The following is a 22,743-nucleotide window of genomic DNA, read 5'->3' on the forward strand; positions in this document are numbered from 1 at the left end:
GGAAATATTACTGTAAGAAACAATGTATTATTCTATTTGTTTCCTTTCACATAATCCGCATCAAACAGAAAAAGCCTGAAGACCAAGATCAAGGAAGGAACTAAGAGACACATGCCACCGATAAACGCCACAACCAGTGCGAATCCCATAGACGAAGAGGTGACACTACTTTGAATGGTGATGTATGGATCAAGAATGTAAGGATATTGTCCGATGCCGTAAGCAAAAAAAGCACTGAAGAATTGCAGCATAATGCATATAAACGCCATCCCGTAACGTCCTCCTCGGTATAATAACCACATGGCAATCATGAAAAAGGCAACGGAGAGCGCGAGTAGCCACCATAAATCCATCATATTTTGGAAATGCCGCTCATTGTGTTGACCCAAAAAAATGAATGCTGTCAGTGCGATAACGATTGTAGGCGTGCTCCAAAAAAGCGCATAGGTTCGCATCAATTTCAATGCAGCATGATCTTCAGCACGCGAAGCGTAAAAAGCCAGAAAAGCAGCGCTAATGAATAAAACAGATACGATGGCCAGTCCAACGATGCTCCAAGACAGTGGACTGCTCAAGAGTGCCCAGTAATCCAACGAGGCCGTCTCACCTTGTTTCAAGATAAATCCGCCTTCGGATAATGTCAGCGCCACTGACAATGAAGCAGGAATAAGGACTCCGGTTGCTCCATACAGAAACAGATAAACCATATTATTTTTGGAGCCATAATTTTCAAATGCATAGAAAGAACCGCGTATAGCGAGCAAAATGACCGCTAGACTTCCTGGGACAAGCATGGCTGATCCATAATAATAGGAGGTTTCCGGGAAAAAGCCGATCATGCCGATATAGAAAAAAACGAAAAATACATTCGTGATTTCCCAAACTGGCGATAAGTAACGAGAAATCAGTTTATTAATTACAGGGTCCTGTTTGGTTAAACGAGCATAATAGGCAAAGAAACCTGCGCCAAAATCAATGGAAGCGATGATGATATATCCGTACAAAAACAACCAGAGCACTGAAATTCCAATCAATTCGTAATTCATCATGTGTGCTCACCCTTCAATGTTGATTTGTCGCTTGCATGCTGCGTCCACGTCTCCATCTCAACTTCCGCCGGATTATTATTGAACATGCGACGAAGCACAAGAACACTAACGGTTCCCAATACTATGTATAGTAGAAGGAAAAAGAAAAAAAGGATCCTGACGCTTGGGGATGTCGTAGCCGCTTCCTCTACACGCATATATCCTCGGATAATCCAAGGTTGCCTGCCGAGTTCTGCGTAAAACCACCCCAGTTCAACGCCTAAAAAAGCAAGCGGTGCTCCTAATGCAATCATTCGCAGCATCCACTTGTTGAGCTCGTTACGCTTTTTCCAAAGTACAAATAGGAAATACAGAAAGGAAATGCCTAATAATGCAAATCCAATCATTGCCATTAAATCGAAAAAGTAATGAACCACGAGTGACGGTTGTTCGTCGATAGGAAACTCATTAAGACCCGTTACTTCTGCATTGAAATCTCCAAAAGCCAAGAAACTCAGAAATTTGGGAAGGTGGAGTGCTCCTATAATTTCATGCTCAACATTAAGCCACCCCAAAAATATCAAATCTGCGCCGCTTTCAGTTTCAAAATGCCATTCGGCTGCTGCGAGTTTTTCAGGTTGATGTTCGGCCAAAAACTTAGCGGATACGTCTCCGGCTAATGTGTTTACTAAACTGAACACCAAAACGACAGCCATCATGAGCTTTAAGGCTTTTTTGTGGTAGGCTGAAACCCCTTTTCGAAGTATTGCAAATGCTGCAACACCTGCCAGCAGAGCAGCTCCTGTTAAATAAGCCGAACTTAATACATGAAACACCTTGGAGAAAGTTGCCGTATTCAGCATTGCTTGAACGGGGTCAACGGCTGTGAATTGTCCTCCTTCAAGCGTAAATCCCCCGGGTTGATTCATAAATCCGTTTACCGTCGTGATAAAAACAGCTGACATCCCTGCACCGACGACAACAGGAATCGTTAGTAACCAATGCATCATCGGGTTTTTAAACCGTTCCCACGTGTACAGGTAAATGCCTAGGAAAATGGCTTCAAAAAAGAAGGCGAACACTTCCATAAACAATGGAAGCGCAATGACATTTCCCGCAAGTTTCATGAAATTGGGCCATACCAAGGAGAGTTGTAAGGAAATTGCTGTTCCTGTAACTACGCCTACTGCAACAGAGATAATGAACCCTCGTGACCACCTCTTAGCCATTAGAATATAGTGAAGATCTTTCTTACGAATACCGATAAACTCGGCGAGTGAAATCATTAATGGTATACCCACGCCAAGTGTCGCGAAAATAGCGTGGAATCCTAGCGTCATTCCAGTCACCAGTTTACTCCATAGCACCGTATCGATTCCCATATTTACTTCCTCCCTCCAACACTGTTCCTGTCTACAAAATGAAGAATTAAAACATCAGGTTTAGACGTTAAACTTTACGACCTTGGGGGGCTAACAGTATGCTTTGCTCCTTATAAAAAGAGAACTTTTTCACATAGTAAGTTGGCATTTCCCCAAATTTGTGAGAAATGCAGTTGAAATATTACAAAACCTGATATTTAAAATTAATTATATATTCGACGTTTAGCCTTGCAATCGTGGTCACACCTTCTCCTCTAAACGTTCAAGTAAAGATCAATTCTTTCTTACAACTCCGTGAAAAATATAAAAACCACCCGTTCGGGCTATTGCATAAGACAGCTTAACCTTAAAAGAAACGATCCATCGAATGTCAAAATTCTGATCTTGAGTTCTCATCGATGATGCCCAGCTCCATTTCGATGTGCCAGTACACCAGATTAACGGGTCTTTAAGCAGCATTGCTGCAAATAGGACGAGAAGATTTTTTTATTCATTAGCATGTGCTTGTTATCCCCATCCAACTTGCTGAGTAAAATCCCTCCCTCCAACAAGGAAAATGCAAATGATGCTAGTGCATCCACATCCAGATCCTCCCTAAACTCCCCAGCTTGAATGCCGTCACGAATAATACTTTTCATCATATCCAAGAAGGTATGCATCCCTTGCCTTGCCTGACCACAAAGCTCCAAATGAGTATCGTCACTTTCTACAGCTGTATTCTGCATGGGACATCCGCCAATAAATGGGGGATCGTTGACGACATTCTCATAGACACGAAAAAAAGCAACCAACTTTCCTGATGCAGACTGCTCTTGATCGACCGCTTCAGAAAATTTACTGGCGACCATACTGGCAGCATAATTGTAGGCTTCAAGCGCTATCTCGTCTTTACTGGCAAAATGTCGATAGATGCCCCCCTTCTTAATTCCTGTGTCGGCAATAATATCGTTTAGCGAAGTACCGGCATATCCTCTCTGGTTAAAAATTTCAGCCGATTTCATAATGATATGTTCCCGTGTTCTGTCCCCTTTTTTCATGAGCTCCTCCGTATGAACCGTATTTTATTTCATTTGTTTTAAACGAATTATTCAATTCGTCCTTGCAATTCACTAATATCATGCTAATATAAAAAATACCGATCGGTCTCTTTTCGCATTATACAACAAGCCATTCTAGAATGAAATAGCGCTGGCCCATTTTTATTTCAGCACAGGCATTCGCTTGTTGGAATAAATAAAACTTTTAGGGGGATTATTCAATGACTGTAAAAGTAGGTATAAACGGTTTTGGACGAATCGGACGACTCGCTTTTCGCCGAATTCAAGATGTGGAAGGCGTCGAGGTTGTAGCGATTAACGACCTTACGAACGCTAAAATGTTAGCTCATCTGCTCAAATATGATACGACGCAAGGCACTTTTCACGGTGACATTGAAGTCCATGACGGAACCTTCAAAGTAAACGGCAAAGAGGTTAAGGTATTGGCTAAGCGGAATCCTGAAGAGCTTCCTTGGGGAGAGCTTGGCGTTGATATTGTTCTCGAATGTACAGGCTTCTTCACCACGAAAGAAAAGGCCGAGCTTCACCTGAAAGGCGGAGCGAAGAAAGTCGTCATTTCCGCCCCTGCTACAGGCGACATGAAAACGATCGTATACAACGTGAACCATGACACACTGGACGGAACGGAAACCGTCATTTCCGGCGCTTCCTGCACAACCAACTGCCTGGCCCCGATGGCTAAAGCTCTACACGACAAGTTTGGTATCCAATCCGGGCTGATGACGACCGTTCACGCTTACACGGGTAACCAAAACACGCTTGACGCTCCGGATCCAAAAGGCGATTTCCGAGCTGCGCGCGCCTCAGCGGAAAACATCGTTCCCTACTCCACCGGTGCCGCAAAAGCCATTGGCCTGGTTCTTCCGGAACTGAAGGGCAAACTGGATGGGGCATCTCAACGTGTACCTGTTCCAACAGGTTCCGTGACCGAACTCGTTGCCGTTTTGAATACCAAGGTAACGGTTGAGCAAGTTAACGTTGCTATGAAAGAAGCTTCCGATCCAGAAACTTTCGGCTACACGGAAGACGAAATTGTATCTTCCGATATCAAAGGCATCACATTCGGTTCGCTCTTCGACGCCACGCAGACGAAAGTTCTGACAGTCGGTGACCAGCAATTGGTGAAAACCGTAGCTTGGTACGATAACGAAATGTCTTATACAGCCCAATTGGTTCGTACGCTGGAGCACTTCGCTAAGATCGCTAAATAAATAACCAAAAGATAAAAAGAAGGAAAATTCTATGAAGGATGCGCTCCACAATACGATGATCGATTGTTCGGCATTAGTCTGTTTTTGACGGGAGGCGCGTCGGTTGACGCTGTACCATCACTTCGGAAGCGCCGACGGGCTTTTGAGCGCCGCCATTGCGGAAGCCTTCGCGCTTCGGCGGTTCTTGAGCAAATCCGCAGCGGCGCCATGCGGTCTATCCTGAATTCCGAACCGAAAGGATGAACACAATGAAAATTCTCGTCACGGGAGGCACCGGCCTGCTCGGCGGCCGCCTGATCCCGAAGCTCGTGGAGGATGGTCACCAGATTTTCGCCCTCACACGCTCCGTATCATCTCACGCCAAACTCAAGGCTATGGGTGCGACGCCGGTCGATGCCGATCTCGAAAGCAACAAGCCATTCGTGTTACCGGTGATCGATGCGGTTGTGCATGCGGCCGCCCTTTTCCGCTTTTCAGGGCCTCGCGAACCCTTCTTCCGTACCAACGTCGATGGCACCGCAGCCTTGTTGAAGGCAGCCGAGTCCGCCTGTGCGAAGACATTCGTCTACATCAGCGCGGCGGGGATCCACATGGATAACGGCGGTACGCTCATCCGCGACGCCGATGAAAGCGCGCCGACTTTCCCGAACCACTTCTCCGGCTACCTGGCGAGCAAGGCACGGGCCGATTCAATGGTTCTGGCAGCCAACAAACCCGGCTTTCGCACGATCGCCCTTCGCCCACCAGCTATCTGGGGGCCTGGTGATCCGTTTAGCCGAGCGCTTCCCGAAGCAGTCAGATCTGGACAGTTCGCATTCATCGACCGCGGCGATTACCCTTTTGCAACCTGCCATGTGGACAATGTGGTTGAAGCCATACAATGCGCTCTTGAACGCGGAGAAGGCGGCCATGCCTTCTTCATCAAAGACCAGGAAGGGCAGACTTTCCGTGAGTTCGTCGCCTCGCTTGCGAACTTGCAGGGCCTGTCCATCGATAAGCTGCGTTCGATGTCCTACTGGCTTGTCTCTGCCATGGGCCGGCTGTTCGACACGATCTGGGCCGTCAAGCGGAAAGCCGGCGATCCGCCGATCTCACGCTCGATGATACGCATGATTGGGCGTGAGTTCACCGTCAACGATGCCGCTGCACGTCGAGAGTTGGGCTATGTCGGAAGAACTTTGCGCGACGCCGGCTTGCAAAGCTATGAGGAACCATCTGCTCGACGATAGGGCTTTGGAGGGCAAACGACGGCAATCGATGGTAAGTTGTTCTCTGGACTGGGTCTTTTGGCCAATGTGGTAGGCAGCGTCCGACGAAGATGAGCACTACAGGATCATCAAAAGCTTATTAGCGTAATAAAAAAGGAGCAGTCGCCGACGGCGAGACTGCTCCTTTTTTTGTTGAACTAAAGCGCTCTTCTTGGCATTTTCGGCATACTCGATGTCGTGTTCTCAAGGTTTTGTAAGTGCTATTCTAAATCCAAGATCATCTATCTTGAAATCGGGCATGCTTTTCCTTCTACTCGTAGAACCACAATTGTTCTCAACTTCAGCCCAACTGCCTCCCCGGAAGACTCTATAATTCCCATATCGTTCAGTATCATATAGATCCCAGCACCACTCCCAGACGTTTCCAATCATATCAAAAAGCCCCCATGGATTAGGAAGCAGTTGTCCTACTTGATGAACTGATCCATTGGAGTTTTCTTGATACCATGCAATTTGATCAATTTTTGCATACCGATATCCCGTGGTTCCCGCTTTGCACGCATATTGCCATTCAGCGTCTGATAGTAATCGAAAGCCATTCGCTGTCTTGTTATATACCGTGTTCTCACTTTCATTTGTGATTGTGTAGCATTCAGTCCTGCCAAGCATTCTGGACAATTCATTACAAAAGACAAGCGAATCCATCCACGAAACTTCCGTCATTGGCAGGTTATTCACAATGGGCTCTATTTCTTCTTCACACATGACAAAGTGATACAACTGCTGTGTTACCGGATACTTCATTACATTGAAAGGTTCGATCGTTTCAGTCCATGTAATAGCCTTTTTATTATTTCCAGGGTTCGATAACGTGTAATCAGAACTAAGCCATTTATTCGTATTAACATAATCACGTAATTCAATGGTTCCTCCCTTTACTGGCACCATCAAATTCATTAATTCATTTAGAAAACGCTCTCTGTCACTTCCGTACTTTTGGATTGTCATGATGACTACCTCTCAATATGGACTCCTCCTATTTCCTAGAACTGATCGACGTAAGCAAAGGACTCCAAGCATAGCCGTTTGGCGAGGGCGTAACGTCGGTGTCATATTTCAGTTTTTTTAATTGCTTCCTACGCTTACGGTCGCCGAAAATGTCATGCTGCCTATGGACTTTTGTCATACGTCCCTGCTAACGAATTTGTAGAAGATTTTGAAATGCAACTTAATAACTATCTTTAGCTATAGGTAGAAAAACGGTAAATATAGTCCCTTCATTAGGTTTACTCGTAACGCGGATGAAACCACCATGGGCTTTTACAAAATGATGGGCGATGGATAGTCCGAGCCCCGTACCGCCTGTATTCCGAGAGCGCGCTTCGTCTACTCGGTAAAATCGATCGAATAGATGAGATAGCTTTTCTGTCGGGATTCCAATGCCGGTATCGATCACCGAGACACATGCAAAGTACGCATTCCGATCAACGACCCGGTCTTCGATTTCAACCGTAATCTTCCCTCCAGGTGGCGTGTAATGAATTGCATTGGTCAGCAAATTAATGAAAACCTGCGTGATCCGTCTCGCATCGGCCATCACGGTAATTGGCCTCGAAATCGTAATAAGACACATGTCCAATCCGTTTTCTTCCGCTTCGTATTTCACATCGTCCACGATTCGTTCTAGGTGTACCGTCATATCGAGCGGTTTGCGATCGAGAGACAATCGGCCTGCTTCGGCGAGCGACAATACATGAAGATCGTCCACAAGCTGACTGAGCCGGATTACCTCATCGTGAAGCCGAAGCAGCGTTTCCTGCGGGACAGGATGACCGGCCTGCTGATAATTTTCAAGTTTAAGCTGCATAACGGACAGCGGAGTCCGAAGCTCGTGAGCAACATCGGCTACCAATCGGCTGCGGACTTCTTCGGCTTCACGCAGGCGAAACGTCATTTCATTGAACGTTTTGGAGACCTTCCCATACTCGTCTTTGGTGTCTACAGGTACTTTGACGTTCAGGTCACCATGCGACACGCGCTCTATAGCTGCTATAAGCTTTTTGAGCGGGAGGGTAAGCACCCCCGATATCCAAAAACTGAAGAACAACCCGATCGTAACAAAAAAAAGCAAGCGCACGCCGTGCGTGACATTAAGTAGAGCGTTTAGGTTCATCTTGTCAAGGAAATAAGATTTTAAGATTTCGAGTTGCTCCTCAGGCGTGGCTCTCAAATAGTTGGCGTCGATTTGGTCCTTTTGAAATTGATCGAACAAGCTGCCTGTGTAAACTTGCGTTGTAAGGGAGAAAGTGATACTTACAATGAACATCAGCAATACCATACAGGCAAATATTTTCATGCGTACCGTCAACGTCATGATTGTTCACCGAATCGGTAACCGAAACCGTATACCGTTTGAATATAACGAGGATTGGCCGGATCGTCTCCCAGCTTACGGCGAAGATTCCGTATATGGGAATCCATCGTTCTTTCGTATCCCATGTACCCATCCTCTAAAGCCGCTTTTAACAATTGCAAACGGCTGAAGACAATGCCGGGACGAGTCGCAAGCGTGAACAATATTTTGAATTCGGTCGGTGTCAATTGGATTTCCTGACCGTTTTTGAATACCTGACATCTATCTTCGGAAATGATCAGGTTATCTCGTTCCAAGAACACCGACCTTTCTTCAGGTCCGCGCAAGCGGCGAAGTAAAGCTCGGATGCGTGAAGCGAGCTCGCGTAAGCTGAACGGCTTCGTCAAATAATCATCCGCGCCGATTTCCAGACCAACGATTTTATCCAATTCATCCGATCGGGCCGTGACCATAATAATACCGCAGTTCGAGAATTGCCTTATTTCGCGGCATACGTCGATGCCGTTCTTCTCGGGGAGCATCCAATCAAGCACGATGAGATCAGGCAGTTCAGACCGTGTAGTCGTGAGCGCTTCAGTACCGGTACAGGCAGTCAATACCCGAAACCCTTCACGTTGCAAATATGTGTTCATTTCCTCAAGCATGGCCGGTTCGTCTTCCACGAGCAACAATTTTGGTTCCATTCCAATCACATCTTTCCAATTTAGTCTGCTTCCAACGCGATACTACACCGCTTACCGAAAATAATACCGTGAATTAACACCTTCTTGAATAACTCCACGAAAAAAAAAGAAGATCTGCATAAGTTCTCGACATTTGTAGTGTAAACTGGCACCAAGAACAAGAAGAACAAATACTGGGGGGATGGGATTCAGAGAAACGTAATTTTTGAAAGCTGAAGGAACTGCGAGTTGTGTATGATCTCGATTAAGAGAGCTCTGTTTGAACTCGGCGTATTTTAATGAAAAAAGGAGTAGTTAACAAATGAAAATCAAGCTAGTTTCATTCGTAATATTTTGTGCATTTCTACTTGTGCCAACTATTGCCTCTGCTGAAGCGAGTAGCGGTAACGTTGGATATGGATTAACCACAGGGCGATTCTGGTCCTCGCTGGACGCCGTGTTGGGGCTGATCAGCGCGATCCTCGCTGGGCTGTCTCTGGCCCGCTCCGCCGGTCGTTTCGGCAACGGCAGCGGCCGACGTGGGGCCATCATGGCTATGGTGTCGGGACTGATCGTCATAGCCTACGCAGGGCTGCATGTGACCATATTTCCTGGTGGTCCCGGCACTGGTGACGGGCGAGTTGGGGCCATCTTTGCCATAGTGTTCGGGCTGACTAGCATGATTCTCGGTTGGATAACTCTAGCCCGCTCCCGCCGCACCGACTGACCCAGCCATGGTTTTGGTCATGTACCCCCTTCCCCATGTTTTGGATCCTGCTTTGATCGTGATATCCGGAGGGCGCAGAGGCCAGCTTCCTGCCTGCCGTACACGAAAACTGACAAAACTCCAGTTATAAATCCGTCTATCCATTCCTGGTACACCTGAAGAAAACGATCATCAATTTCTATCCGGGGTCTGCCAAACGTAACTCTTTCCGAACATGCAACCTCAATACCTTCCGCCTGTCGTTTCCGGTTCTTCTTTCGCTCCTGTTCAGCCACGTATGCCAGGGGGCTTAAAAACTAATCCTCCTTAACCTTCCCGAAGTCAGACTCAGGGCTTTATGTCGAAATGGCTGAAACAAAAAAATCCCCCAGCTGGCATCTCCTAGAGATGCCAGCTGGGGACAATTCAGTCTGAGACTACCTAAGTAGTTATGAAATAAATTTAACTCTGAGCTGCAGAAAAGTCTCCAGGACGAATTATTTGTACGCGTTATTAACGCCTCTCCAGATTTATGTACCAAGCTCATTATAATTGTAATGCTGAGGAATCATTGGGCAAAACAGGTGCGTTGAATGTTCTTCTCTTTTAGATTATTCCTGGATGCAGAAGACAAGGTAAAAGACGTTTTTTTCGCTTTGGCAATCAGATCTTCACGCTGCTCTATGGAGATATCCAGTTTTTATCGATGCGATTCAGAGAAGGGAGATCCTAGAGGGATTTCCCTTCTTTATATTATTAAGGAAGCTTCTGAATGATATCGGAATAAATTTTGACTTTTGTATTTAACTCCACCCTTTTGCCGTTCTCATCGTCGTAAATAGCTTTTGCTGATCCTCCGTCTCTATTTTCCATAAACAGGACGTTACTATTGCGATAGGACTCAAAGAGGGGATCGGTATCAAAAATAAAATTAGGGGGAATATCCCCGGATGTTTTGGATCGATCATCATCCGCAAATTGACCAATAGCCGTTGCTTTCCCATCTTTAATTTCAACAAGAGTCTCGTTCCGACCGTCAAGTAATATGTATACATCTGCTCTTCCTACAGGGAATGAATATTCATGGTAGACCCCAGATAAATCAAGCGGTTGAAAATCAAACTTTATAGGCACAGAAATTGCGGCTTTACGTGCAGCTTGCAAATCTTCTTGAGTAATCTGCTTCATATCAAATATATAACTGCCGGAGTTCACAAAAACCATTTTGCGAAGGGTTTCATAGTCTACATGATAGCCTAAGGCCTCACTCACAAATCGAATAGGGACAAGTACGCGTCCATCCTGATTCTTTGCGGCCTGATCCATTTGTATCTTTTGACCGCCCTTATATGCGACCTTACTGCCTACAGTGATCTTTAAATATTCTCCGTTTTTATTCTGTAAAGTCACTTCTTTGAAGAAGGATTCCAGCTGTAATGTATCCCTAAAGACGCTAATGAGCGGATCGGAATAAACAAGCGATTATTATCCATAGTCGGGTGTACTTCCATTGAAATGTAATTCCCATTAACGATTAGCTCCACAGGCCTTTTATTATAATCCGACGCTGCATGAGCCTGGGCGTAGCCCATTAAATTAAAACTAACTAGAGCAAGCAAGATGACGAGTATTCTCAAATTTTCTTCCTCCTAAGGTTCTTAATCATGTAGTTGCGTCCCGGCGTAGTTATGTGCTTATTGGCTGCCCAGCTCGGCCCCCACCTCTATGTTCGTGAACCAGAACGTATTACTGGTTTCATTATCGCATCCGGTTAGCTTGTAGTGGGAGCCGAACTCTTTGTTCTTTTCGACCTCAATACCCCGGCACAACGTGCTCGGACGACCTGCATCGCTACCAAACCCGTCCCTCGAGTTGTCATACGTATAAGCAATCGCCTCAGCCCCATCATAGACCAGCTCATAAAAGATCGGGTCACCTTCATCCGTGTATTGCGTAATACGTACCTGATTTGGCACACCCATGTCGAGATTCTCCAGAAACAGCTTCCACTTGTCGAGATTGTATATCTTCCCGTGAACGTTCACGATGTCTCCATTCGCGGCTGCTTGATCAGCACCATAAGGGTCAGACACAGCGGGGAACGCTTTTGGGTTTGCTGGCGGTGAAACCATCTCCCCCGATGAAGATGCAGCAGAAGGATTGGTCGTATTGTCGCTAGATCCGCCCGACTTCTCACTGCAACCCGATAGCAAAACCAATGCAGCTGCTAAAATTAACACCCGTTTGATCATAAATGATCACCTCAAACTTAAGAACGTTACGGCGAATACGAATGTTTCAGTCGCAACGCGAGTAATGTACATTAGCTCCATGACTAATCATATTAGTTTATTCCACTATACTACCCCATTTATTGAGGTAAAGGCAGCCGGCTTTTTGGTCGGCTGCCTTTACTTGTCTTCATTGAGCTATCGTTTCCCGTTAGCGTAGCGAAAGATATACAGGGAATGAAGAAGCACATGCAACCATTGATTTGTTTAATGCGTTTAGATTGTATCCAATTTACATTAAGGAGCCCTAGTATGAAGATCGCAAAAAAGATTCTTGCTATAACAATACTTTCTTTCACAGTTGCATGTGCAATGAATTCGAATAACGTTCCCGATCCTGCAAACGACTTACATACAAGAGTCAAACTGAATTACGATGTAACAAGTGTAGAGGATGTCATGAAAGTCAAAGGAATCAAATTTTTAACCCAACCATCTCAGCACGATTGGGTCTTGGCTGGCGAGGAGCCACATGAATATGCTGTTGGCAGTACACGGGAGCAAACCGCCCCTCAGGAAGACGCTTCAGTTTATATTTTTGAATCCGAGCAGCAACGCAAAAAAGGAATAGCGGACTTCCACAAACAAATTGAAAAATATAATATGCTTTACCCACGAATTTACGAAAAGCGCAATGTTTTGATCCTATATTGGGCCACAGGAGACATGAATAAGCCTGCTAAACTGGGAGATAATTTTACAAATGCCATGAACAGCCTTCGTATTGTTACAGAGTTCAAAAGTACCTCATTAGGCGACAAGGAAGTTCCCTACACGATACGAATTGGCGAGGGGACTTTCGGTGGAATTGCGTTTACAAAAGGTACGGCAATTTCTTCTATCGACACACATATGAATGGAAGGGTACATACCCTTCAAATTCGAAATTGGAGGCTTCCTTCAGCGATTACCATTGAGTATAAAGCTAACAATATCGAAGTGAAGTATACTGAGAGTTCTTCTTCAAAAAGGGAAAATGTTCTGATCAGTTTTCGTGATGACGAATTAGATCCGACCCAAATCAAAGTGTTTTTAAACGGTCGAAAAGAACGTGTGGTTGGTATTGAACAAGGGATCGAATAAAGCTTTTTAAGTTGCATCGTAGCTGACATCAGATACTATCCTCTGTTGTGCTATCCTGCCCTTTAGTTGAATGAATAACGGCAGCCGCGCTTCTTGGCCGGCTGCCGTCATGCATTTTGAGCTATAGTTCCCCGTTAGTGGAACAAGACATCTATCTATAATCTTTAATTCCATTTTCAAAGGCTTGCCTATCGTTATTCTCAAAACCATGTAGTGCTTCTTGCAATGCAAATGTACTTTTATAAAATTTCACACGCTCAAAAATTTCAGTTCCGTTGGGATATAGGTTAATGCACATATTGAAAAAATCTTCACCGTAGCTGGAAAATATTCCAGCAAAGTCATACGCTGGGTCTCCTAAACCAGAACCACCAAAATCTATTATCCCTGAAATCATGCTTGTTTCTGGATTCCATAAGATGTTAGATGCTCCGAAATCTCCGTGTAAAAGTGTAATACCTAAATTTGAGAGTGCTTCCCCTTTTAGAAACGTTTCAAAAGATTGTGATATTTCCTTTTGAGCGTCTTTTCTGATAGAAGGAAATAATTTATATTGAATCTTATCATACAGGTTATACATCTCTTCACGAGGATTACGAACATTTAGATTCAAATCTCGACTTACTTTTTCTCCTGAAATAGAATGGAGTCCTACAAGAAAAAAAACAAGTTGTTTTGCCAACCCTTTAACCAATTCAACACTCTTAACACCTGCTAAACTTTCCTTCCACAAAGGAACACCATCTATTAGTTTATAGCCAGTGAATACCTTACCTGGTTCTAACTCTTCAAAAGACTGATAAATTGGATTTCAAAATTTCCGTCTCTCTTCTTAATTGAATTATTCCGTTTTTATATTTCGGAAATCTAAATACCAAAGATTTATTAACAATTAACACATCATTGTTTTGTCCAATGTCATTTAGATAATAGTCTTCAATGTATAGGTCAGGATAAACCCCTTTAATGATTTCAATGAATTTATTCATAAAAAAACTCCCTTTTAATGTTTATTTCTATTGGTCAAATTCTTCATTTCCTGTCAAAACTAGCTTAATGCTTGAACCAGCCAGTTTAGATTTGTAACTCCGTTTATGCGGGCAATCAGCTTATGCACTCGGTTCTTCTTTCAACATGGCTAAGCAACGTAATATAAAATGCTAAAAACTACATCAATATTTTAACAAAAAAAATTACTGAGCATGTATTTCCGATTTGATATCATTTTGACTTAAAAATTTCATTAAATCATTGCTCAGCTGCACAATCTCATTGTTAGCATTATTCGCATAATCCGGCAACATCATATCCCTAACCATTTTAGTTCGTAGCCATGTCATAAAGAATAGATCCAAAAATAAGTTTGGAAATTTAAGCACCATTTTAAGCATGGGTGGATCAATGGAAACGCCAGCTTTTTGTATTGCCCTGAGATACGCTTTTAAAGTGACTGTTATTTTGCGTGCCGTCTTACTGGTTCTGGCTGTTTTTTTGTCAATTATCTTATTCTCAGAATGCAAAACGCTCAACATGGCAATGTCTGATACGGAATGTGTGATTAGATACGCTTTCATATCCTTTTTAATAACGTAGGGAAGCTTTGCTGTTTTAAATAATTTTGCGAGGTTTTCTATGCGTTCTGTCGCTACCCCATTAATTTCTCCAAATGCAGTTGCCGCTATAATCTTTGGTAGAAATCGAGCATGCAATACTCCATCTTTAATCTGTCCGCCGAAGCCGGGAAAAGCTGGTAAAAGTCTATCCCCTACGATATCCAACCACGAAGAAAATCCAATTGAATTACTAGTCATCGTAACTATATTTTTGCTTTGATTATCTTTTAGCGCTAATAACGCTGATTCGGACCGATCATAACGAACGGTAACGAAAATATAATCGTATACATCGTCATTTTCGAGCGTATCAATGACATTCACTTGTATCGATCTAACTGTACCTTTTTCTTTATATTGCAGGCCATTTTCTCTTAATGATTTAAATCTATTAGAATGTGCAAACAGAGTAACGTCAAACCCTGCTTCAATAAGCTTAATTGCGTACATACTCCCGATGACACCTGCACCAAAAATTAAAATTCTATCTGGATTTGCTGACATTAAAATCACCCCTACTTATTAACATTTCCTATTGATTATCAGACAACATGTTGTATGATGTGATCATAAATCTTTATTATTCCTTGATCAACCATCAGTTTTTTATGATTTGTCGGATGATATTCTTATCGATAGTAGGAGGGAAACATGAAAAAGCAACCCCAAATAACGGAGAAAACAAGACAGAAGTTTATAGAAGTTTTTTGTGAGTTATATAGCCAAAAGCCGATTGAGAGAATTTCGGTTCAGGAAATTGCGAATAAGTCAGGATATAACCGCAGCACCTTTTATCAATACTTTACTGACATTTACGAATTGTTAGACTCTGTTGAAAATGACTTATTGAATGACATCAGAAATGAATTGGCGAATAAAGAGCTGTCAATGCATACGTTTCAAGATACGCTCTATTGTCTGGACAAAAGAGAACATCTCCTGGTTCTTAATGCCCTATTGGGTGATTATGGAAGTACCCGTTTTTTAAAACGCTTAAAAAAAGAAATCACTTTGGGTCAATTAGAATTAAACGTTCCGCAAAACCATCCCTTAACGCCATACTTCATTGAGTTTCACCTGACAACTTCCCTTTCTTTATTTCGTCTTTGGCTCCAGCGTCAAAAGGATTTATCGTCAGAAGAATTTTTCAAGTTAGTGGAGAACCTATATTCAAGAGGGATTACGCCCTTTTTTAAAGAATGAGTCTGTCATTCAAACCAAATCCATATGTTAGGGTCCGCATTTTGTAAATACAGACTTCTGCAAGTTTTTCTTCAGAACGTCTTACATGAATGAACAATTTTAGCATAGAAAAGAGCCCCATTCCTGAGGCTCTTTATTGTTGAGAAACCCTTTTAAAAGGAAAGATGCCCGCCTTCCTCTTGGTTCCATAGTCCACGTTCCCAAACCGTCTTGGCCTCACCTTTCTTTCCCGGCTAAACGCGAGTAAGCTTATCCGGGTTTCTTACGACGTAGATTCTGTCAAACTTTCCGCGTCGGTGTTGTAAAAATATAACGGCTACGGTTTTGTCCCCCGAACGTAGTACGATACCGGTCTCACCGTTCAAAGGGGCAAACTCGGAGTGAAGGCTACCCTGAGACTTTAGACCATGGAGCGCGCCGGCTAGGATAAGAGCCACTTGATCGCGCGTTTGTATCGGAGACGTAGCCGCGACTACCTTTCCACCTCCGTCGGTAAAGAGGATGACATCTTCACTCAGCAGGGACAGGACATGATCGACGTTACCTTGCTCAAGGGATGTGAGGAACCGGCTAACCCAATCCAATTCGACTGCTTCGGCGGCAATCGGTTCTTCCTCGGATATTCCCAACTTGCTTCTTGCCCGGCTCATCAGCATGCGGCAATTCGTTTCTCGCTTGCCGAGCAGTTCGGCTATTTCGGGATAATCGAATCCCAGGGCTTCACGCAAGACGAAAACCGCCCGCTCTGTCGGGGTCAACCGTTCGAGTAGTACGAGCATGGCGTACGACAGCAAATCGCGGCGGACGAACTTCTCCTGCAAATCCTCCTCCGGTGTCCGAATCGGTTCGGGAAGCCAAGGACCGACGTATACTTCCCTCTTCCTCCTCGCCGACTTCTGCAGATCGAGACAGCGATTAGTTACCATTTTGCACAAATACGCTTTCGGCTCCTTCAATTTCTCGGGATGTATGTCGCACGCCTTAAAAAATACGTCCTGCACCGCATCCTCAGCATCTGCTATAGAACCTGTCATTTGATACGCCAGTTTGAACAGAAGCGCTCTATATTGATCGTACATTTCCTCCATACGATTTCTCACCTTTTCCGGAATGTCAGTATTTATGCAATTTTGTTCTCTTTGTTTTATCGTAGCTTACTGCCCGCATCCCATGCAAGATTCTTGAATCTCCACACAGGCTTTCCATTTACAAATATATTAAGTCCCCATTTGCGTCCCCACACCAATCCGCGACTTTCGCACAGGCCGATGTAGAAAAATTCCTTCTTCAGCTATTTGTGAACCGGTGCGAGGTGGCCCTCGGGATCGGCTACTCAGTTGATCCGCCTGTATGACGCCTTCTTTGCAGGTCATCTGATCCGTCTTGCCGGTGGTCAGATCGACGATTCTCGCACAGTCACCAATACTGTAAACGCCCGGCACCCCTTGACGCGATAGCATTTCATCAACCAGCAAACCCTTCCATAATTGAATCGGAAATAATTGCTCGCAAAGCCTTACAGGAAAGCGTCGGAATGATCGGTCACCCACTGTTTGAAGGTACGAGGTGCCCGGCCGGTTACTTCTTCCACTTTAGGAAGCACTTTAGAGAATTTTTGACCCTGTTTAGACAGATCAAAGAGAGCTTCAACCATTTCCGCAGGCATATGTCGAAGTAAGTGTTCGCGTGCGATATCGTCAGGGATCGATTGAAACTCGATATCTCGCCCCAATACTTCGCCAAGTATACGCACTTGTTGTCTACGAGTTAGCGATTCGGGTCCGGTTAACGTATGAATCTTCCCTTCATGTCCGTCTGAGCTTAGAGCTTTCGCGGCGACGGCGGCAGTGTCCCGTGAATCGATGATTGGTATGCTGAGGTCTCCAAACGGCACCCGGACAACCCCTTCGGACCTGATTGAATCTTTCCATCGGAACGCATCGGTCATGAAGCCGTTGGGCCGCAGGAATGTCCAGGACGTGCCCGACTCCCGGACTGCCTGCTCGGCATTGAAGTGGAGTCGCGCAATGGCGTTTTCTACTCCAATTTCGACAGTTGCCGCTGAGAGCAATACGATATGCCGAACCCCGCACTGCCTGGCGATCCGAGGGAAGTTAAAGTCGGCGGCTAGCGGTAACATCCAGAATACTTTCTCCACGCCATCTAAAGCCGCTGAAAGTGACTCCGGCTTCATGAGATCTCCGGCCACCCCCTCAACCCCTACAGGAAAATTCGACTTCTCCGGATAGCGGCTGAGGGCCCGTAACCTATAACCGTCCTTATGCAGCAACCGTACTACTTCACGGCCTACCGAGCCTGTGGCACCTGTAACTAAGATCATTTATTTCCCATCCTTTACTATACTTATTAGAATCCGGATGCTACTTTTGCTGCTTGAGCTAAGCCAGTTTCAATGATTTGCTGTGCGCGGTCTTGGAATTGATTGTGGCCTTCTACGATGACCGTTTCAATCGTTGTGATTCCCCAAAAACCAAGCATGCTTTTCACGTAATTTACAGACATCTCCTTTTGAGCCAGCGGGCCTTCGGAGTAAACGCTGCCTCGTGCGTTAAGAAGTACCACTTTCTTTGCGCTTTGCAATCCTACCGGACCTTGTGCTGTATATTTGAATGTTTTTCGCGGTTGGCTAAGATAAGACAGGTAGGTCAGCAATTGAGCCGGAATCGTAAAATTCCAAAGCGGGAACGCAATTACGACTTTATCAGCTGCAAGAAATTGTTCTGTGTAGCGATTAGCGATATTGACTGCTTTTTGTTCCTCGGCCGTAAGTTCAGCACTGTTGGCAAGCTTGATAATGCCCGAATACATTTCGCCGTTATAGTAAGGCAGCTCCGCTTCGAAAAGGTCTAATTCCGTAATACTGTCATTCGGATTTTTCGACCGGTACGCATTTACGAAAGCGTCGTACAGCTTTAAGCTGATGGATTGATCCCGATTGTTAGCTTTAACGAATAAAACATTTGCCATTTCTGATAACCCTCCTATTTTTTTGAAGATGTTTTCTTGTGTATTCAAGATGATCTCAGTAAACAAGGTAAGCCCTGCAAAGCCGCCTCCGAATGGATTCATGTCAAATCATTCATTGTTCTTCAACTCCCTTTTTCATTTTGCACATATAACGATGTATGGCTCTGATTTGTAACATCGGAATCGAAACTCCGTTAAGCTTTACGATGAGGGGTCCTCGAAGTTGATCATTCTTATCATTGACGGCAAACGATATATGTTCTTGTTGTCGGGTTTTATAAAGAACATATATCGTTAAAACAAAAAAAGCCGCAGCTACGCGGCTATTAAGCGATATGTTCTTGTCGTCTTACAATTATGTTCCATACTCCATAAAATTTTTGGTCTTTTACTTGTTTCTTTTGATACTGGACAACTTAGTCCAATCGTTTTGGCTGGCCGCCTCTTGGCTCTATAGCTATAGCGTTCAGTTGCGCAGGTATGGGATAGATGAACAAACGTTATTTCATATTGGAGATAACTGCTTCTGCAAATTTGCGTAAATTATCATCATCAGCGGTATTAGTAACTACTGCGTAACTCCGATAATTACCATCGGCCACTTTCTCCGACCAATTTATAGACTTTTCACTTCCATTGGGATCCCGATAAAAATAAGCATCGACTCCTTTAATAGAGAGTATTGAGTCCGAGGAAGGCTGGCTATCATAAAAAATTGGCATTATTGGGATACTTAGGGATACATTGAGCTTCATTTCTTGATTCAGCTTGCTATAGAACCAACTTAACATTTGAGGCTCCGTTCCGCTTGGTCCTATTGCATATTTGTATTTATTTCCAGTCTGTTCATCCGTAGCAAAGTTCCACACTTTCTCCTTTGAACTAGTGTTTAAGATATCATTTTGTAGTTCAGTCCGACTAAGACTCCAGCCCATCCATTTAGATAACGGAATATTGATTTCGATTCCACGTTCCAGTAAATAATCATTCATTTGCTCAGGAGAATCAAACTTAAGAGGTTTAACTATAATGGAATAATGAGATCCTTTCTGTGGCAAAACTTCACCCTGCTGTTCTTGAATCGCATCTTTCCCAACAAAAACGGTCGCTTGTTCCCCATCTTTCAATCTCTCACGTATATCATTTAATATCTTTATCTCCTCTATAGGCGTCGATGGTATATCTGTTGGAGCTATCTGAAACACTGTATCACCTGACTTATTATGTAGAGATAGTACATATTCGGAATAAGCTGCATAACAGGTTCCTCCGACCAGCACAAATACAAAGAGCATCATAGCCACGCGAGTAGCCATGTTTTTCCGTAATATGTTGTACGGCACACGTCTGCTATAGCGAGACTCTTCTCTCTCGTTAAGTAATCGGTTTACCACATTTGTTGTTACTTCACTACTCGAACGCACTGGAGAAGGGATATTGCGATAAGCTGCCAAGAGCTCCTCCAAATCATTATCGTTCCGGTGATATAGACGTCCACGATTCCTGCCCATAATTTTTTCCCTCCTCATGCACGTAATTGCGTTGCATCTTATATCTCGTTCGCTCGTAACGTTTTCGCACTGTCGCTACCTTGCACTCGAGGATCACGGAGATCTCTTCAAATGTCAACTCTTCTACGACGCGTAAAAGCATAATCTGTCTCTCTTCCATCGACAATCCTCGTAGCAGTTCATCTACCCTCAATGAGGTATCGTAGTCAGTTGTAACTGCTTCAAGACGGAACAGATGCAACCTAGACATCAAACCTTTACGCTTTCGGATTAAATTTAAGCAATGATTGTAGGCAATCTTATACAACCATGAGGTAAATGAGACCTTCCGAGTATATTTATCAATATTCTTGATCACTTGCAAAAAAACATCTTGTACAGCATCCTCTGCTTCCTCCCGGTTCCGAATTAAATTGTAGATATAGCGATACAAAGGAAGCTGATAGATTTCAATTACATGCCTAAAAGCATCCATGTTCCCAGCTTTAACCCAAAGTATCCATTCTTCAATATTTGCAGCATTATTGCGTATACTGTTTTCCATATGCCCTCCTTTCTTTACTTCTCAAGGCCTTTGATAAATTTAAACACTCGAAGCCCTGCATTTGTGACAATCAATAAAATAAAATGCTATTAATATTTGTTACAAGAGATAGTCAATATATATCCTCAATATAACAAAGTGGCTCAATTATGCGACATACTGCTTTGCTTCTATCCTAACCAATCAACTGAAATTTTTCCGACGCTCGGCTATACCCTTGAGTCATAGCCAACAGCATGCCAGTTGCGGTAGCTAGCCCAAACCGTTTATACTTTCGGATATCTTTAAAGTAAAAGCTGCATCCGCCATGGCAACGGATGCAGCTTCTTTATGCGTATCTGAACGGTTACTAGTTACTAACTCCAGCTATTTCTTGCTCGATTGATACCACTCGTTGGCCGCTTTGATCATCTCGCTGCCCCCATCGGCTTTCCACTGCTCCACGAACTTGTCGTAGCCCGACAACGGCTCGGCCCCGGTAATGTACTTTATGAACGTATCCTCCGCCAGCTTTTGCAGCTTTTGAACGTTTTTCGATACTTCCGGAATCGGTGGCGCGGTGATCAGGGCGTCCCCGAAAAGGATGTCCTTCGCGTTCTTCTGATAGGTTTCATAATAAGTCTGAACGTATTTGTTCTTTCTGACGCGGGCTTCCCAATAGGTTGGATAATTGGTTTCATCCACTCCGGTCAGGAAGGTGCTGCCATTATTCCATTCCTCGTTAAACTTAGGCAGAATAGGATAATACTTGCCGTCTTCCACTTTATAATGAGTTCCTTCGATGCCGAGCGCATTGCCCTTGAAGATTTCCTCGTCCATCTTCAAATCCAGATACTTCATCGCCTCATCCTTGTTAGTCGACCACTTCGGAATCGCTACAAAATATGAAATGCCTCCTGTGCCGACTTGGGCGGCTTTACCATCGTCTCCCTTCATGTAAGGGAGAATGGCGATCTTGCCATCCGGATTGTTCTTCTCCAGAGCCAAATTGATATTCTCAGCGTCAAACCATCCGGCGCGGTACATGAATGCTTTGCCGCTGGTAAATTTCTCGATCACCGTATTGGATTGGTTGATAGCCCATTCGGGGTCGATCAGGCCCTCATTGTACAGCTTGTTCATGAACGCCAAATACTCCTTTGTTGTAGGATCATCCACATAATGGACGATTTCACCGTTCGATTCCTTCCAGTACGTCGACGGGCCATACATCCAGCCGAAGGTAGAGGCTACTTCTGCTTGAAAGGGATCTTTCCCGCCCGCAAACGGAATGACGTTCTTCTTCTCTTTGACCGCCTTTAATACGTTATACAGCTCGTCACGCGTCGTAGGCTCTTTCAATCCAAGCTCATCCAGCCAGTCCTGTCGGTACACGAGAGCCGTACCTGTGTTAACGCCAGAGCTTCCTTCCGGAATCGCATAGGTATGTCCGTCGATTTTGGCTCCATCCCAGGAAGCTTGACTGATCACCTTTTTCAAGTTGCTTCCATACTTATCCAAAAGGTCGTCCAGCGGCTCCAGCGCACCCGAGGAAGACAGCTTGGCGAACTGGTTTGGGGTTAGCTTCATGAAGTCGTAAGGCTCCTTGTTGGCCATCAGTAAGTTCAGCTTCTCATCGGCATTCTCTACCGGCAGCATATCGTACTTGACATCGTAGCCGGTCTTTTCTTTCAAATATTTGGCGACGGGGTCGGTATTGGGTTCGAAGCGGCTGTACTGCATTAACTCGCGCAGCTGAGGCTTATCCCCATTTCCTTGCTTTTCTCCCGCATTATTCGATTGGGTCGGCCCGGACTTTGAACAACCGCTGACGATAATAGACGCTGCAATGAGAGTCACGGCTGATATTTTCCATAATTTCTTACGATTCACGATAACCCC

21 protein-coding genes and 1 pseudogene are annotated in these 22,743 nt (G+C 44.4%); 5 read left to right on the forward strand and 17 right to left on the reverse strand.

Annotation, left to right across the window (positions count from 1 at the left end):
• Positions 1-32: 32 nt before the first annotated feature.
• The 3 genes from CJP46_RS24790 to CJP46_RS24800 all read right to left on the reverse strand — a co-directional run bounded on the left by CJP46_RS24790 (position 33) and on the right by CJP46_RS24800 (position 3,447).
• Positions 33-1,049: a cytochrome d ubiquinol oxidase subunit II gene (locus CJP46_RS24790; protein ID WP_094598323.1), complete on the reverse strand. Its 1,017-nt coding sequence runs from the start codon at positions 1,047-1,049 to the stop codon at positions 33-35.
• Complete coding sequence (locus CJP46_RS24795; protein WP_094598324.1) at positions 1,046-2,410, reverse strand: cytochrome ubiquinol oxidase subunit I; 1,365 nt, start codon at positions 2,408-2,410, stop codon at positions 1,046-1,048. The genes CJP46_RS24790 and CJP46_RS24795 overlap by 4 nt, the downstream gene beginning before the upstream one ends.
• A 437-nt stretch (positions 2,411-2,847) precedes the next feature.
• A complete protein-coding gene (locus CJP46_RS24800; protein ID WP_094598325.1) occupies positions 2,848-3,447 on the reverse strand; it encodes a TetR/AcrR family transcriptional regulator in 600 nt (199 codons plus the stop codon).
• A gap of 221 nt (positions 3,448-3,668) precedes the next feature.
• On the opposite strand from CJP46_RS24800, the gene gap reads away from it, so the two are divergent.
• Complete coding sequence (gap, locus tag CJP46_RS24805; protein ID WP_094598326.1) at positions 3,669-4,679, forward strand: type I glyceraldehyde-3-phosphate dehydrogenase; 1,011 nt, start codon at positions 3,669-3,671, stop codon at positions 4,677-4,679.
• Positions 4,680-4,927: 248 nt separating this feature from the next.
• Entirely contained in the window at positions 4,928-5,908 is a 981-nt protein-coding gene (locus tag CJP46_RS24810) for an NAD-dependent epimerase/dehydratase family protein (RefSeq protein WP_094598327.1), read from the forward strand.
• A gap of 222 nt (positions 5,909-6,130) precedes the next feature.
• Here the strand turns inward: CJP46_RS24810 and CJP46_RS24815 are convergent, their stop codons facing one another.
• The 3 genes from CJP46_RS24815 to CJP46_RS24830 form a co-directional block, all read right to left on the reverse strand.
• The gene (locus tag CJP46_RS24815) at positions 6,131-6,895 is read right to left on the reverse strand and encodes a formylglycine-generating enzyme family protein (protein ID WP_094598328.1); all 765 of its coding nucleotides are present in this window, start codon (positions 6,893-6,895) and stop codon (positions 6,131-6,133) included.
• Between the two features lie 220 nt (positions 6,896-7,115).
• Complete coding sequence (locus tag CJP46_RS24825; RefSeq protein ID WP_094598329.1) at positions 7,116-8,261, reverse strand: sensor histidine kinase; 1,146 nt, start codon at positions 8,259-8,261, stop codon at positions 7,116-7,118.
• Entirely contained in the window at positions 8,258-8,944 is a 687-nt protein-coding gene (locus CJP46_RS24830; protein ID WP_094598330.1) for a response regulator transcription factor, read from the reverse strand. The genes CJP46_RS24825 and CJP46_RS24830 overlap by 4 nt, the downstream gene beginning before the upstream one ends.
• 301 nt (positions 8,945-9,245) lie before the next feature.
• Between CJP46_RS24830 and CJP46_RS24835 the strand changes: the two genes are divergently transcribed.
• On the forward strand, positions 9,246-9,650 hold the full coding sequence (locus CJP46_RS24835) for a DUF6223 family protein (protein ID WP_094598331.1): 405 nt from the start codon (positions 9,246-9,248) through the stop codon (positions 9,648-9,650).
• Between the two features lie 735 nt (positions 9,651-10,385).
• On the opposite strand, the pseudogene CJP46_RS24845 reads toward CJP46_RS24835, so the two are convergent.
• Positions 10,386-11,221, reverse strand: a pseudogene (locus tag CJP46_RS24845) (copper amine oxidase N-terminal domain-containing protein).
• Positions 11,222-11,323: 102 nt separating this feature from the next.
• Positions 11,324-11,881 (reverse strand): DUF4362 domain-containing protein, encoded by a 558-nt coding sequence (locus CJP46_RS24855; RefSeq protein WP_094598335.1) that lies wholly within the window; start codon positions 11,879-11,881, stop codon positions 11,324-11,326.
• A 291-nt stretch (positions 11,882-12,172) separates the two neighbouring features.
• Between CJP46_RS24855 and CJP46_RS24860 the strand changes: the two genes are divergently transcribed.
• Entirely contained in the window at positions 12,173-13,003 is an 831-nt protein-coding gene (locus CJP46_RS24860; RefSeq protein WP_094598336.1) for a hypothetical protein, read from the forward strand.
• A 151-nt stretch (positions 13,004-13,154) separates the two neighbouring features.
• Here CJP46_RS24860 and CJP46_RS24865 read toward each other — a convergent pair whose 3' ends face one another.
• The 3 genes from CJP46_RS24865 to CJP46_RS24870 form a co-directional block, all read right to left on the reverse strand.
• The gene (locus tag CJP46_RS24865; RefSeq protein ID WP_256992512.1) at positions 13,155-13,736 is read right to left on the reverse strand and encodes an aminoglycoside phosphotransferase family protein; all 582 of its coding nucleotides are present in this window, start codon (positions 13,734-13,736) and stop codon (positions 13,155-13,157) included.
• Between the two features lie 55 nt (positions 13,737-13,791).
• Positions 13,792-13,992 (reverse strand): hypothetical protein, encoded by a 201-nt coding sequence (locus tag CJP46_RS37215; protein WP_256992513.1) that lies wholly within the window; start codon positions 13,990-13,992, stop codon positions 13,792-13,794.
• Between the two features lie 204 nt (positions 13,993-14,196).
• Positions 14,197-15,120, reverse strand: a complete 924-nt coding sequence (locus tag CJP46_RS24870) for a ketopantoate reductase family protein (protein ID WP_094598337.1) — start codon at positions 15,118-15,120, stop codon at positions 14,197-14,199.
• 147 nt (positions 15,121-15,267) lie between these two features.
• On the opposite strand from CJP46_RS24870, the gene CJP46_RS24875 reads away from it, so the two are divergent.
• On the forward strand, positions 15,268-15,819 hold the full coding sequence (locus CJP46_RS24875; RefSeq protein ID WP_094598338.1) for a TetR/AcrR family transcriptional regulator: 552 nt from the start codon (positions 15,268-15,270) through the stop codon (positions 15,817-15,819).
• Between the two features lie 233 nt (positions 15,820-16,052).
• On the opposite strand, the gene sigJ is transcribed toward CJP46_RS24875, so the two are convergent.
• The 6 genes from sigJ to CJP46_RS24905 form a co-directional block, all read right to left on the reverse strand.
• Positions 16,053-16,907, reverse strand: a complete 855-nt coding sequence (sigJ, locus tag CJP46_RS24880; RefSeq protein WP_094598339.1) for an RNA polymerase sigma factor SigJ — start codon at positions 16,905-16,907, stop codon at positions 16,053-16,055.
• A 428-nt stretch (positions 16,908-17,335) separates the two neighbouring features.
• On the reverse strand, positions 17,336-18,160 hold the full coding sequence (locus tag CJP46_RS24885; RefSeq protein WP_094598340.1) for an NmrA family NAD(P)-binding protein: 825 nt from the start codon (positions 18,158-18,160) through the stop codon (positions 17,336-17,338).
• A 26-nt stretch (positions 18,161-18,186) separates the two neighbouring features.
• Positions 18,187-18,909: an FMN-dependent NADH-azoreductase gene (locus tag CJP46_RS24890; RefSeq protein WP_373558035.1), complete on the reverse strand. Its 723-nt coding sequence runs from the start codon at positions 18,907-18,909 to the stop codon at positions 18,187-18,189.
• 398 nt (positions 18,910-19,307) lie between these two features.
• Positions 19,308-20,318: a hypothetical protein gene (locus CJP46_RS24895; RefSeq protein ID WP_094598342.1), complete on the reverse strand. Its 1,011-nt coding sequence runs from the start codon at positions 20,316-20,318 to the stop codon at positions 19,308-19,310.
• Positions 20,278-20,862 carry an RNA polymerase sigma factor gene (locus tag CJP46_RS24900; RefSeq protein ID WP_094598343.1) on the reverse strand — a complete coding sequence of 195 codons (585 nt, stop codon included), beginning with the start codon at positions 20,860-20,862 and terminating at the stop codon, positions 20,278-20,280. The genes CJP46_RS24895 and CJP46_RS24900 overlap by 41 nt, the downstream gene beginning before the upstream one ends.
• Positions 20,863-21,228: 366 nt before the next feature.
• Complete coding sequence (locus CJP46_RS24905) at positions 21,229-22,734, reverse strand: extracellular solute-binding protein (RefSeq protein WP_094598344.1); 1,506 nt, start codon at positions 22,732-22,734, stop codon at positions 21,229-21,231.
• Between the last annotated feature and the right edge of the window lie 9 nt (positions 22,735-22,743).

It is taken from the genome of Paenibacillus sp. XY044, from assembly GCF_002257645.1.
Classification (GTDB): Bacteria; Bacillota; Bacilli; order Paenibacillales; family Paenibacillaceae; genus Paenibacillus_AQ.

Excerpts from the sequence above, each read along its gene's own strand:
- gap (WP_094598326.1), top strand. The coding sequence starts at position 3,669 with ATGACTGTAAAAGTAGGTATAAACGGTTTTGGACGAATCGGACGACTC.
- CJP46_RS24860 (WP_094598336.1), top strand. The coding sequence starts at position 12,173 with ATGAAGATCGCAAAAAAGATTCTTGCTATAACAATACTTTCTTTCACA.
- CJP46_RS24895 (WP_094598342.1), bottom strand. The coding sequence starts at position 20,318 with ATGGGCAGGAATCGTGGACGTCTATATCACCGGAACGATAATGATTTG.
- CJP46_RS24825 (WP_094598329.1), bottom strand. The coding sequence starts at position 8,261 with ATGACGTTGACGGTACGCATGAAAATATTTGCCTGTATGGTATTGCTG.
- CJP46_RS24830 (WP_094598330.1), bottom strand. The coding sequence starts at position 8,944 with ATGGAACCAAAATTGTTGCTCGTGGAAGACGAACCGGCCATGCTTGAG.
- CJP46_RS37215 (WP_256992513.1), bottom strand. The coding sequence starts at position 13,992 with ATGAATAAATTCATTGAAATCATTAAAGGGGTTTATCCTGACCTATAC.
- CJP46_RS24855 (WP_094598335.1), bottom strand. The coding sequence starts at position 11,881 with ATGATCAAACGGGTGTTAATTTTAGCAGCTGCATTGGTTTTGCTATCG.
- sigJ (WP_094598339.1), bottom strand. The coding sequence starts at position 16,907 with ATGGAGGAAATGTACGATCAATATAGAGCGCTTCTGTTCAAACTGGCG.
- CJP46_RS24795 (WP_094598324.1), bottom strand. The coding sequence starts at position 2,410 with ATGGGAATCGATACGGTGCTATGGAGTAAACTGGTGACTGGAATGACG.
- CJP46_RS24890 (WP_373558035.1), bottom strand. The coding sequence starts at position 18,909 with ATGAATCCATTCGGAGGCGGCTTTGCAGGGCTTACCTTGTTTACTGAG.
- CJP46_RS24810 (WP_094598327.1), top strand. The coding sequence starts at position 4,928 with ATGAAAATTCTCGTCACGGGAGGCACCGGCCTGCTCGGCGGCCGCCTG.
- CJP46_RS24815 (WP_094598328.1), bottom strand. The coding sequence starts at position 6,895 with ATGACAATCCAAAAGTACGGAAGTGACAGAGAGCGTTTTCTAAATGAA.
- CJP46_RS24870 (WP_094598337.1), bottom strand. The coding sequence starts at position 15,120 with ATGTCAGCAAATCCAGATAGAATTTTAATTTTTGGTGCAGGTGTCATC.
- CJP46_RS24900 (WP_094598343.1), bottom strand. The coding sequence starts at position 20,862 with ATGGAAAACAGTATACGCAATAATGCTGCAAATATTGAAGAATGGATA.
- CJP46_RS24800 (WP_094598325.1), bottom strand. The coding sequence starts at position 3,447 with ATGAAAAAAGGGGACAGAACACGGGAACATATCATTATGAAATCGGCT.
- CJP46_RS24875 (WP_094598338.1), top strand. The coding sequence starts at position 15,268 with ATGAAAAAGCAACCCCAAATAACGGAGAAAACAAGACAGAAGTTTATA.
- CJP46_RS24790 (WP_094598323.1), bottom strand. The coding sequence starts at position 1,049 with ATGATGAATTACGAATTGATTGGAATTTCAGTGCTCTGGTTGTTTTTG.
- CJP46_RS24885 (WP_094598340.1), bottom strand. The coding sequence starts at position 18,160 with ATGATCTTAGTTACAGGTGCCACAGGCTCGGTAGGCCGTGAAGTAGTA.
- CJP46_RS24835 (WP_094598331.1), top strand. The coding sequence starts at position 9,246 with ATGAAAATCAAGCTAGTTTCATTCGTAATATTTTGTGCATTTCTACTT.